10 protein-coding genes are annotated in these 10969 nt (G+C 35.1%); 1 reads left to right on the top strand and 9 read right to left on the bottom strand.

The genetic code is table 11. The annotated features are described in order from the left end of the window. Positions 1–203: 203 nt before the first annotated feature. The 3 genes from MHI00_RS06330 to racE are packed head-to-tail and all read right to left on the bottom strand — an operon-like array spanning position 204 to position 2928. Complete coding sequence (locus tag MHI00_RS06330; RefSeq protein WP_057000769.1) at positions 204–719, bottom strand: metallophosphoesterase; 516 nt, start codon at positions 717–719, stop codon at positions 204–206. 15 nt (positions 720–734) lie between these two features. Then, positions 735–2093: a ribonuclease PH gene (rph, locus tag MHI00_RS06325; protein WP_056999556.1), complete on the bottom strand. Its 1359-nt coding sequence runs from the start codon at positions 2091–2093 to the stop codon at positions 735–737. 22 nt (positions 2094–2115) lie between these two features. After that, positions 2116–2928 carry a glutamate racemase gene (gene racE / locus MHI00_RS06320; protein ID WP_010049681.1) on the bottom strand — a complete coding sequence of 271 codons (813 nt, stop codon included), beginning with the start codon at positions 2926–2928 and terminating at the stop codon, positions 2116–2118. Between the two features lie 212 nt (positions 2929–3140). Between racE and MHI00_RS06315 the strand changes: the two genes are divergently transcribed. Beyond that, entirely contained in the window at positions 3141–4205 is a 1065-nt protein-coding gene (locus tag MHI00_RS06315; RefSeq protein ID WP_341112078.1) for a YslB family protein, read from the top strand. Positions 4206–4258: 53 nt separating this feature from the next. Here MHI00_RS06315 and MHI00_RS06310 read toward each other — a convergent pair whose 3' ends face one another. The 6 genes from MHI00_RS06310 to dltA all read right to left on the bottom strand — a co-directional run bounded on the left by MHI00_RS06310 (position 4259) and on the right by dltA (position 10956). After that, positions 4259–5518: an ABC transporter permease gene (locus tag MHI00_RS06310; protein WP_056999557.1), complete on the bottom strand. Its 1260-nt coding sequence runs from the start codon at positions 5516–5518 to the stop codon at positions 4259–4261. Next, complete coding sequence (locus MHI00_RS06305) at positions 5511–6410, bottom strand: ABC transporter ATP-binding protein (RefSeq protein ID WP_010054047.1); 900 nt, start codon at positions 6408–6410, stop codon at positions 5511–5513. Before MHI00_RS06305 ends, MHI00_RS06310 begins: the two co-directional genes overlap by 8 nt. Positions 6411–6694: 284 nt before the next feature. Further along, positions 6695–7966: a D-alanyl-lipoteichoic acid biosynthesis protein DltD gene (gene dltD / locus MHI00_RS06300; protein WP_010054046.1), complete on the bottom strand. Its 1272-nt coding sequence runs from the start codon at positions 7964–7966 to the stop codon at positions 6695–6697. Continuing rightward, positions 7966–8199: a D-alanine--poly(phosphoribitol) ligase subunit DltC gene (gene dltC, locus MHI00_RS06295; RefSeq protein WP_010054045.1), complete on the bottom strand. Its 234-nt coding sequence runs from the start codon at positions 8197–8199 to the stop codon at positions 7966–7968. Before dltC ends, dltD begins: the two co-directional genes overlap by 1 nt. A gap of 55 nt (positions 8200–8254) precedes the next feature. After that, positions 8255–9436: a D-alanyl-lipoteichoic acid biosynthesis protein DltB gene (gene dltB / locus MHI00_RS06290; RefSeq protein ID WP_341112074.1), complete on the bottom strand. Its 1182-nt coding sequence runs from the start codon at positions 9434–9436 to the stop codon at positions 8255–8257. Beyond that, positions 9433–10956: a D-alanine--poly(phosphoribitol) ligase subunit DltA gene (gene dltA, locus MHI00_RS06285; protein ID WP_119906486.1), complete on the bottom strand. Its 1524-nt coding sequence runs from the start codon at positions 10954–10956 to the stop codon at positions 9433–9435. The genes dltB and dltA overlap by 4 nt, the downstream gene beginning before the upstream one ends. Between the last annotated feature and the right edge of the window lie 13 nt (positions 10957–10969).

The raw sequence follows: 10969 nt of genomic DNA, 5'->3' as shown, positions 1-10969 counted from the left end.
TTTTCAACTTAATGCAACACGGTCTCCTTTCATTTTATTCCTTACCTTATTTAGCATAACAAACGTAAAGGGTTTTCTATATAAACATTTTATAGTTTTTTAAGGACATACCATAGTTTTTTAGATTGTATTTGTTGTTCTGCACAAAAAAAATACGAATTTCTAAAACAAGTTTCTTAGCTTGTTTTAGAAATTCGTATGGTTTAACGGTTAAATTTAAAATTAAGTCCGCCAACAGGTTTATGGGTTGGGTCATAATAGGTAACATCAATTTCTTCTGGGGTTGTCTCAACAATCGCATACGTTTTGATACTCGCATATTGCCCTCTAGGTAAGCGAATACTCCCTGGATTTAAAAACAAAATACCATCGACATATTCTACAGCTAGTTCGTGGGTGTGCCCAAAGAAAGCAAAATTAGCTCCAACTTCCTTAGCTGTATACAATAAGGTGTTCATTGTAAATTTGACATCATGTAAATGTCCATGAACTTGTAAAATTGTTTCGGATCCAACTTTTGTTACTCTCGTATCGGGATATGCTGAATCATAATCACAATTTCCTCGAACGGTAAGCATTGTATCCCAAACTGAATCTGTTGCTTCTAATTCTGAATCACCACAATGAAAAAATTTATCTACTTTACCTTCATAAGTGTTAATTAAATCAACCAATACATCACGATCTCCATGATTGTCACTGACAACTAAAACTTTCATTTATTTCACCTCGTTTTATTCTTTTGTTTCAATCCAAGTATCCCAAACTTTTTCTAAATTCTGTAAAGCTATCGCCCGATGGCTTAGTTTATTTTTTTCATCACTCGTAAGCTCTGCCATTGTTTTTTCTTTTTCTGGCAAATAGAACAATGGATCATAACCAAATCCGTTTTCTCCACGAGGTATAGCGATAATTAAGCCCGCTACTTCGCCAGATACAACCAGACTTTCTTTACCAGGCATCGCTAATGCCAGTGTGCAATGAAATTGTGCTGTCTTATCTTCTGGTTTTGTTGAACTCAGTTCATGAAGTAACTTTGCATTGTTTGCTGCATCACTTTTAGGTTCACCAGCAAACCGTGCGGAATACACTCCCGGTTGCCCATCAAGTGCGTCTACTTTCAACCCAGAATCATCTGCTAAAACAAGCATATTTAGTTTCTTCGCAATTGTTTCAGCTTTCAACAAGGCATTTTCAGCAAACGTTGTTCCAGTTTCTTCAACTTCAGGAATTTCAGGGTAGTCTAATAATGTTTTGACTTGCCAGCCTTTTTTGGCAAATAAGGCTTCAAATTCCCGTGCTTTTCCAGGATTATTCGTTGCAACTAAAATTTCATTTGTTGGAATTTCTGCATGTCGCTTTACTGGTGAAGCAGTATCCTTGATCACACTATTTTGAAGTTCAATCAAAGTGGCAATTCCATTTTTCCCTAATGCTAGCATCTGGTTTAGTTCTTCAGCCGAAAAAGTCGCTTCTTCCCCTGTTCCTTGAATTTCAACAAACCGTCCAGAAGCTGTCATAACTAGATTCATATCAACTAAAGCCGAGCTATCTTCTGGATAGTTCAAATCTAAAACAGCCTCACCTGATGGAAGTATTCCAACACTAATTGCCGCCAAATTTTCTTTAATTGGGTCTTGTGTTAATTCACCTGAGTCTAGCAGGGTTTGAATCGCTAATTTTAGTGCCACGAATGCACCAGTGATACTAGCCGTTCTTGTGCCACCATCAGCTTGGATAACATCACAATCAACTGTAATCGAACGCTCACCTAATACTTCTAAATCAACAACAGAGCGTAATGAGCGAGCAATGAGACGTTGAATTTCCATTGTTCTCCCTTTAACCTTGCCTTTGGCCGATTCACGAATAGATCTAGACTCCGTAGCTCGAGGCAACATGCTATACTCAGCATTTACCCAACCACGACCTTCACCACGCATAAAAGGCGGTACTCTGGTTTCAAGAGTTGCATTGCAAATTACCTTGGTGTCCCCTACTGAAATTAAAACGGACCCTTCTGGATGTTTTAAATAATTGGTTTCAATTGTTACTTTACGACCTTCGTCATACTCTCTTCCATCACTGCGCATTTCATTGACTCCTCTTTTCGTTTTAGTCATTGCCAAGTTTGATTTGTTCGACTTGCATATCAGGTAAATTAAGCCATTCTGAACCGATTTCTTTGAACATCTGTGCCGAACCTGTCGTATAAAAATGACGTTCTGAAACTAGCTTACTTTTACTATCTTCCGCAATTGCAAAATAGTCTAAAATTGTACTAACTTCACTAACCGTCTCTGCTCCAGAATCAATCAATGTGACTTTAGAACCCATCACGTTTTGAATAATTGGACGTAGTAGAGGGTAATGGGTACACCCTAAAATCAAAGTATCTACTCCCTGTTTCTGCATAGGTTTTAACGTTTCTGCCACAACTTTTTTGGCAATGGCACTATTGTATTTATGACTTTCAACAATAGGAACAAACTTTGGACAAGCTAAACTAGATACTTGTGCCAAACGATCCTTCGATCGAATCATTTGACGATACATATCACTCTTGACTGTCCCTGCTGTTCCAATTACCCCGATTGCATTCGTATTCGTCGCTTTAATAGCTGCTCGACTTCCTGGTAAAATCACTCCAATAACAGGAATTGCCAATTTCTTTTTAATATCTTCTAGTGCTGCTGCAGTTGCTGTATTGCAGGCAATCACTAACATTTTTATATCCTTATCTAATAAAAAATGAGTCATTTCCCACGTAAATTGACGAACCTGTGCTTCTGGTCTCGGACCATATGGACAACGTGCGGTATCCCCAACATAATAAATAGATTCATTTGGTAGTTGACGCATCGCTTCTTTAACAACTGTTAGACCGCCTACTCCAGAATCAATAAAGCCGATTGCTTGTTTTTCCATAAACTACCCTCATTTTTTAAATTCATTTAATGATCACTAATTTGATACTAGTTCTATTTTCGCTTTTTTTCAACCAAAATTCAAGTCCTAGGTCAATCTTTTACATTTTTCTTACTAAATTGTCTTTAGATTTTATTAAGGAAATTAAAAAAGATAGGCTTCCTAAGCGTTTCACGTTATAATAGAAAAGAAGACAAAATGAGGTGACTTGAATGAAAAATGAAGAACAAGCAAAACCAATTGATTTAGAAAACTTAACAGGCTCTATCTCCATGTTTGGGTATGAGTTAATTCGTGATAGTCTCATACCTAATCTACTAGGGAAAGAAACGAACGAAATTTTATACTGGGCTGGAAAAGAATTAGCTCGTCAATATCCAGTTGCAAATTATTCTGATTTAGTACTATTTTATAAAAAAGCCTGTTTTGGTGATTTAGTTTTAATTAAAGAAAAAAAACACCAAAAATTATTCACCTTGACTGGACCCACTGTCACTAAAAGGATGGAACAACACAACCCTAATTTTAGTTTAGAAGCTGGATTCCTAGCAGAACAGATGCAAATGTTGCAAGAATTGTATGCTGAAGCTTTATCAGAAATCAATCTTCGAACAAAAACTGTGACGATCACGTTGCAATGGGATGCTAAAGAACCTGTCTCAATTGATCAACCTTTAGAAACAGTCGTTTTAAGCGAGGACTATTTATCTGATGAAGAATTAGAAGCTGAGTATCAAGAACTCGATTTATCTAAAAAAATCATCGATGAACCAGAATTTGCTGAAGATGAACCTGAAGAAATCGCTAGTTTTCCTGATTTCCAAGAATTTAACAAAACTCAGGAATTAGATAATGAAGAAATAAGTTATCCTGAACTTGAGGTTAAAGAGGCTGATTTAGAAGAAACTTCACTTCCTAAGGAAACAGAAGAATTGCCTTTGGAAGAAAAAGAACTTGATGATGACGAAGAAGAAGACATCATTGTGATTGAATCGATTCCACCATTTATTGAAGTAGAGCCTGCTATTTTTGATGATTTAACGGAGACTCTTGCTGATGAAACCTTTTCAGATTTAGAACACTCTGATTCTGTTATTGTTGAACCAACAATTCCAACTGAACATTTAACAGCTGAAGAAGCCTTGCATGAATTCGATGCACTAAGCCAAGTGTTTAGTGATATCAATAATGAAGCGGCTCCGATTGAAGAAGAAGAGTTATCCATTTTCGACTCGCTTCCATCTCGTTCTTCTCGTCATAATAAAAAGAAAAAATAATAAAAAATCTTACTTCAGCTAAATCTAGCTTGAAGTAAGATTTTTTATTTATCCTATTTTTTAATTCGTTCATTTCGCATAATCACCCAAGAATTTTTCATGGTTTTAAATAAACCAGTATCTGAGTAGACTAATACGTTTGAGCGGTACATCATCAATGACAGATAGGTTACAACGCCAGTAAAGACAAAAGTAATCAAAATTGATGTCAGGACACCGCCTGAACTAACTGTATCATTTGCAATTCTAAATGGCATTATAAAAGGAGTAAATAGAGGCACATATGAACCGATTTTAACTAACGGCGCATTGGGTGAACCCATTCCGTAAATTCCAGCAAAAAAACCAATCATAATGACAAAAGTTAATGGTGTTACAGCTTTACTAGCTTCTTCTACTTTGGATACTAACGAACCTAAGAATGCTGAAAGAACAGAATACAATAGCATTCCTAAAATAAAGAAAATCAATGAGTAACTAATTAACCCTTTTAGAATTTCAACCAAATCAATACCGTTCATTAAATTCTGAACAAAATCAAGTGACTTACCAAATCGATAAGCAATGGTACCCATCACAATATAGGCTACGATTTGAGTTAAACAAACAAATAAAATTCCAACTAATTTTCCAAAGAAATGTTCTGTAGCAGAAACGCTAGATAAAATAATTTCCATAATACGGGTGCCTTTTTCTGAAGCAATTTCTTGTGCAATAATGGCTGAGTAGTAAATCATCAACATATAGATCACAAAACTAACAAAGTAAGCACCAAATACTTTAATCATTGTATCCGTATCATTATTTGTTTGTTGTTTATCTCCATCAAACTTAATTGTTTTCACTTTGATATCCGCAGGTTGTGTTAAAGAGCCTACTTCTTCTTGACTCAAACCTAAATTGGAGGCAATTTGATTCGTTTGAAGAGCTGTTAATGTTTGTAGCATCAGTGTCGTATCTACATCAGCACTTGTGGGAGTCTTAATAAACTCGCCTGTAATCGCCGATTTAGACTCATTGATGACTAAATACCCAGCAATATCATCTTTTTTCAACGCTTTTTCTGCATCTGCTGTTGTTGTGATTTTCGCGTTTACTTTATAAGACTTCTTGTCTGTTTTTAGCAATTGGACAATCTCTTGATTATCAGATACAATCGCAATTTTTGGTACTTCAGAACTTGAATTAACAAAGAAAGCTACTATTCCAATAACTGCTATAATAATAACTGGCGATAAGACCATTGACAGAAACGCACCTGATTTTACATTTTTCTTATAGACTTCACCGACGATAATCCAAAATTTATTCATGTAAGTCACCTGCTTTCATTTTGAAAATTTCTTCTAATGTTGGTGGCATTTGACTAAAAGTTGGGATATAGCCGTCTTTTGTCACAATATTAAAAATTTCTTGCCCATAAGCAGGATCTGTTAAATGCAGCACAGATAACCCTTCTGTCGTCGTTGAAACTTCACTTACACCTGGTAACGCTAACAGTTCATTCTGATTTAATTTTGAATCAATAAAGATTTTCGTCCGGCCAAATTGCTCCCGGATATCTTTCACTTTTCCATTTAGAACCATTTCTCCATTTCGAAGCATGACTAAATGATCACAAATTTCCTCAACATTCTCCATTTGGTGACTAGAGAATATAACGCAAGAACCTTTTTCACGTAACTCAATAATGCCTTTTTGTAATAAATCTGCATTGACTGGATCTAAGCCACTAAAGGGTTCATCTAAAATAACTAGTTTAGGTTCATGGATTAATGTGCAAATTAATTGAACTTTTTGTTGATTTCCCTTAGATAAAGATTTTACTTTATCTGTTTTTTTGCCTTTTACTTGAAATTTTTCCATCCAACCATCAATAAGAGGCTTGATTTCTTTTTTACTTTTTCCACGTAAGCGCGCAAAATAATAAATTTGATCTTCAATGGATACCTTTGGATAAAGACCACGTTCCTCAGGTAAATACCCAATAATATCATAATCTGTTTTCTTTAATGGATGACCATTCCACAATACTTCTCCCGAATCTTGTGTTAAGAATTTCAGAATCAATCTAAATGTTGTCGTTTTTCCGGCTCCATTTTGACCAATCATTCCTAAAATTTCTCCATCTTTAATTGTGAATGATAAATCATCCACTGCGGTCAAATTTCCAAATGTTTTCTTTAGATGTTTGACTTCCAACATTGTTCTTCTCCCCCATTCAACAAACTTATTCATTGGTACTCCTTAAAGCATAAGCTTGATTCAAAAAGAAATCAATATAAATTTTAATTTCTTCGTTTTAAAATAACGATTCATATCAATAAAATAGTGTTCCTATGTCTTACTTAATTCAATAAAATCAGCTTTTCAGTTGACTAAAAAAAACTTCCGATAACAGACACTTAAATCACTTTATTTTATCATAGCTTCTTGTTCCAAGGCAAAAAAATCCCGCTAGTTCAACATGCTAGCGGGATTTTTTTAGTTTATTTAGTTGGAATATCTTTAGCTGGTAAATCCTGCCATTCCTTAGATAGAAAATAATTATTTAAGGTAATCTTGGATTTATCAGGTTTCTCTGCTGATAAAAAGGGGTCTAATTGCTTATCTAAGGCAACCCAACCACGCCATCCAATATGAATCGTATCCTGCATAAAGTAGTCCTCAGATCCGTCACCAGATAGGTCTATTACTTGAAAACCTTGACTAGTTAACTGATGGGTAATTTTTTTCGAGAAGTTATTCAACATTTCTTGTGAAAGTCCTGTATATTCTAGCCATTTTTGATTCACTGGAGGAATCACAAAACGCACATTCATATTGTTCGCTTCCATTTTATCTAAAACAACTTGAAAATCTGAAAATTCTTTTGAGAATTCATAATCAAATGTTTTCTGTGAGCCAGCTAATTCTCCTTCGATTGGTTGAATTCGAGTCTTGTAAAATCCATTTTTGATTTGGTAAGGATTATTTGTACTTGATTTCTTCCCAACTTCATAAGCTTTTTGATCTAGCTGCTCATTGTCATAGGTATTAGGTAAATTCTTAAGCTGATTTTGCACCTTTTTGGCATTTTTGCCAGATACATAAGCGCCAAATAGTTTATCTTCATTACGTAATACTTGTCGTTTCAACTTAGCATAACCTTTTTGTCCTTTAGTGATTGACTCGCCTTTTTCAATTTTATGGAGCATCTTTTCCATATTTTGATCAGAACAAACTGCTTTATACTCTAAAAAACGTTCTGCTGCATAGCGTCTTTGCGGACTATCCACTTCATCGGATAAAATAAATTCATATGTTTGAAGTGGTGAAAAATGGGAATCAAACATCATACTTGGCGCTCCACCTTTGACAAACCATTGTGGAGAAATAATAAAAACAGCTTTTTTATTGGTTAGACTTTCGCCCATCCCTTCCATAGCTAGAAAGTGTGTCAATGATTGTGAACCCGCGTTTCCGATTAAATAAGGTGTGTAGTTACGATCATATTTTTCGGCTAAAACAGAAGGATGAAAAGCATCAAAACGCGAAAGCTCAGATGAGCCAAAAAATGGAATCATCCGTTTTTCTTCCATCGCTGCTTGATAAACTTTTTCACCTTTCATAATATTCGTACTAATTGCTGTTGCTGAATTGTTAATTTGTTTTTGGCCGGTTGGTAAAATGGTAACTGGTAAAAATAAAAGCCCTAGTAGCACGACCACTGCTACAACAAGCGGTCCAACGGCCATAAAGAGTTTGCGTTTCATGGTCATTACATGTTCTCTAACTGTTGTAAAATCAAATTAGGTGTAGCCCACTCTGTACGGTCAAATTCAGAAACAGGTACGGATATTCCCATAGTTGATTCAATTTCAATTAAAAGCTGAACCGTTCCTAATGAATCTAATAATCCTTCATCAAATAAAGCTACATCCATATTTTCACGCGCTTCATCGCTACCTGTTAAATCTTCTAAAATATCTAATAATGCTGCTTTCTTATCCATGTTTCATTCCTTCTTTCATTTTCTAAGTGATTTATTTATTAACTTGATTTCTCTTTTAATGAAGCATTTTAGCAAAAATACCTGAGAAAATCAAAAAGCTAAAACAAACTGTGTTAAAGGTAATAAAAATAGCCAGGGCCTTGGTTGCCCAGTTACTTGGTAAATTCTTATGTTTTTTCTTATAGCGCAACCAAGCATCATTGATACACATTGCTACGCCATGAAATAAACCATAAGCGATATAAAACCAAGTTAATCCATGCCAAATTCCCATTAAGAGAAAGAGAGTCATGTACCCAATATTTGAAACTGTAATACGACTTTTAAAGACTTTTTTCTTCATTAAAGTAAAGACCATGCGCATAAAAACGTAATCCCTAAACCAGAATGAAAGACTCATATGCCATCTATTCCAAAATTCTTTTAAGTTTGGACTTGAAAAAGGCTTATTAAAGTTAACTGGTGTTTGAATCCCCATCAGGTAGCTAGTCCCGACTGCGAATAAACTGTAGCCAGCAAAGTCAAAAAATAAATATAAGCTATAGCTATACATATACATTAAGAGACTAATTGAAAAACCTCCCACATCTAAAGCTAATCTTTCAGTATAGGGAACGGCAAAAGTTCCAATGTAATGAGCAATGATAAATTTGTATAATGAACCTAACATAATCATCCAAATACCTTTGCTAATTAAGGCAATGTACTCTTCTTTTACAGGAGGTTGTTTAAAATCTTTCTCAAAGCGACGGTAACGATCAATTGGTCCCGATGAAATTGTTGGGAAAAATAGTAAGAATTGTAAAAACATTTTTGGATCAAATTCTTTAATCAGATCGTCGCGGATTTCCATTACCATTTGAACAGCTTTGAATGTTAAATAAGAAATACCTAAAAAGCCAATAATTGACACATGTCCTGAAGTAAATGGGACAATTTTAACGATAGCTAATGGCGCAATGGCTAAAAGTACTGCACCAACAAATATATTGGTAGCATTCTTTTTTTGGCGATAATTAAAATAGCTATAAACAAGCGCCCATTGCCAGATCAAGTAGATAATAATAGATATCCCTTGATGCCAACTTTTTCCACCAAAAGTCAGAAAGAGCATGATTAGTGTGACAATATTTTGATAGACTAAGTAACGTTTGCCACGCAATAATCCAATAATAATTGGCAGTAACAAAGCACCTATTATAATAAAGTAAGACGGAGCATCATATGGCTGAATCATTTGTTCACCTCATTCATTAGACCCTTACGATCCACCTTGCCATTACTTGTTAGAGGCAATTGATCTACATAGATCCATTTGTTTGGCATCATATAGTCCATAATTAACGGAGCTAGTTCTTTTTTGATTGCATTTGTCAATTGATACTCTTTTTCAAATTCATGAGGCTCTGCCACCACATAGGCAACTAAGCTATGCGCTTTATGTTCTTTTAATTTTGGTACAACCGTCGCAGCTTTAACGTAGGAAACTTGTTCAATATTGTGATCAATGTCTTCTAGTTCAATCCGATAGCCATGTAATTTAATTTGAAAATCAAGACGACCTTGATAAAATAATAAGTCTCCTTCGTATTTACCAGTATCCCCAGTCAAATACGCTCCTACACCATCAATTTCATAAAATGCGGCATTTGTTTTTTCAGGGTTATTCAGATACCCTTTCGAAACACTCGGACCGGTTATAACCATTTCCCCAACCTGACCCGGTGGGACCTCTTTTAAGTTTTCATCCACTAAAATAATTTTTGTGTCTGACTTTACGCGTCCAATTGGTAAACGAGAATATTTGCTAAGTGTCTCTGGTTTGATTTGCACTTGTGTGACTGCAACTGTCGCTTCTGTTGGTCCATAGGTATTAAAAATTTGCGCATTAGGGAAGCGTTGCATTAAAAGCGTCGCCGTACTATTGGTTAATTCTTCACCACAGAACAAGAAAGTTGTCAGACCAGGATATTCTTCACTAGAAAAGTTCTTATCTAATAAGCAAATATCAATAAATGAAGGAGTCGAAACCCAAACATTTACTTTTAGTGTTGGTAAAACTTCAAATAACTGTTTGAAATTATTGGTAATTTCTTTTTCTAAAGGTACTAGAGTTCCTCCTGATAACAAAGCTGGATACAGATCCATTACCGATAAATCAAAAGAATAAGGAGCTTGTGCTAAAAAACGTTGTCCTTTTATTAAATCAAAATCTGACAACATCCACTCACTAAAGCTCAACAAATTATCATGACTGATTTGCACGCCTTTTGGAGCTCCAGTTGTTCCAGAAGTAAAGATAATATAAAAATTATCTGATCCTTTAACGGCTAAGTTTGCATCAAGATCTTTCTGCGTTGAATTTTGTCTAATACCCTCTAGTTCTTCAGCTGTGATTTCTTTAGTCATTGCACTTGGTTGATGCGGTAATTCAGATAAAGTTACAACTACCTCAGGTTCCGCAATAGCTATAATTTGCTCTAAACGTTCAGAAGGAGTGTGGCTATCAACAGGAATATAGGCATGTCCTGCCTTGATAGCGCCAATAAAAGTAGCCACCATTTCAAATTCTAATCCTCCAAAAACTAAAATTGGACTTTTTGGAGTTAGATTAATTGATTGAAAGTAGACTGCAATCCGATCCGACTGCTCTTTTAAATCTAAATAAGTATATGTCTTTCCTGCTTTTTCATAACAGATCGCTGTTGGATCTGCTATCGCTAGGTCATTTAAGCGTTGAATAATTGTTTGTTTCATATTAATTGCTGTT

Source organism: Carnobacterium sp. FSL E2-0243 (assembly GCF_038003605.1).
In the GTDB taxonomy this organism is placed as follows: domain Bacteria; phylum Bacillota; class Bacilli; order Lactobacillales; family Carnobacteriaceae; genus Carnobacterium; species Carnobacterium maltaromaticum.
This window is presented reverse-complemented; position numbering and strand designations above follow the sequence as displayed.

What these genes read in the sequence shown, in the direction of transcription:
- MHI00_RS06310 (WP_056999557.1), bottom strand. Translation starts at nt 5,518, where the DNA reads ATGAATAAATTTTGGATTATCGTCGGTGAAGTCTATAAGAAAAATGTA.
- MHI00_RS06330 (WP_057000769.1), bottom strand. Translation starts at nt 719, where the DNA reads ATGAAAGTTTTAGTTGTCAGTGACAATCATGGAGATCGTGATGTATTG.
- dltB (WP_341112074.1), bottom strand. Translation starts at nt 9,436, where the DNA reads ATGATTCAGCCATATGATGCTCCGTCTTACTTTATTATAATAGGTGCT.
- dltA (WP_119906486.1), bottom strand. Translation starts at nt 10,956, where the DNA reads ATGAAACAAACAATTATTCAACGCTTAAATGACCTAGCGATAGCAGAT.
- MHI00_RS06305 (WP_010054047.1), bottom strand. Translation starts at nt 6,410, where the DNA reads ATGTTGGAAGTCAAACATCTAAAGAAAACATTTGGAAATTTGACCGCA.
- rph (WP_056999556.1), bottom strand. Translation starts at nt 2,093, where the DNA reads ATGCGCAGTGATGGAAGAGAGTATGACGAAGGTCGTAAAGTAACAATT.
- MHI00_RS06315 (WP_341112078.1), top strand. Translation starts at nt 3,141, where the DNA reads ATGAAAAATGAAGAACAAGCAAAACCAATTGATTTAGAAAACTTAACA.
- racE (WP_010049681.1), bottom strand. Translation starts at nt 2,928, where the DNA reads ATGGAAAAACAAGCAATCGGCTTTATTGATTCTGGAGTAGGCGGTCTA.
- dltD (WP_010054046.1), bottom strand. Translation starts at nt 7,966, where the DNA reads ATGACCATGAAACGCAAACTCTTTATGGCCGTTGGACCGCTTGTTGTA.
- dltC (WP_010054045.1), bottom strand. Translation starts at nt 8,199, where the DNA reads ATGGATAAGAAAGCAGCATTATTAGATATTTTAGAAGATTTAACAGGT.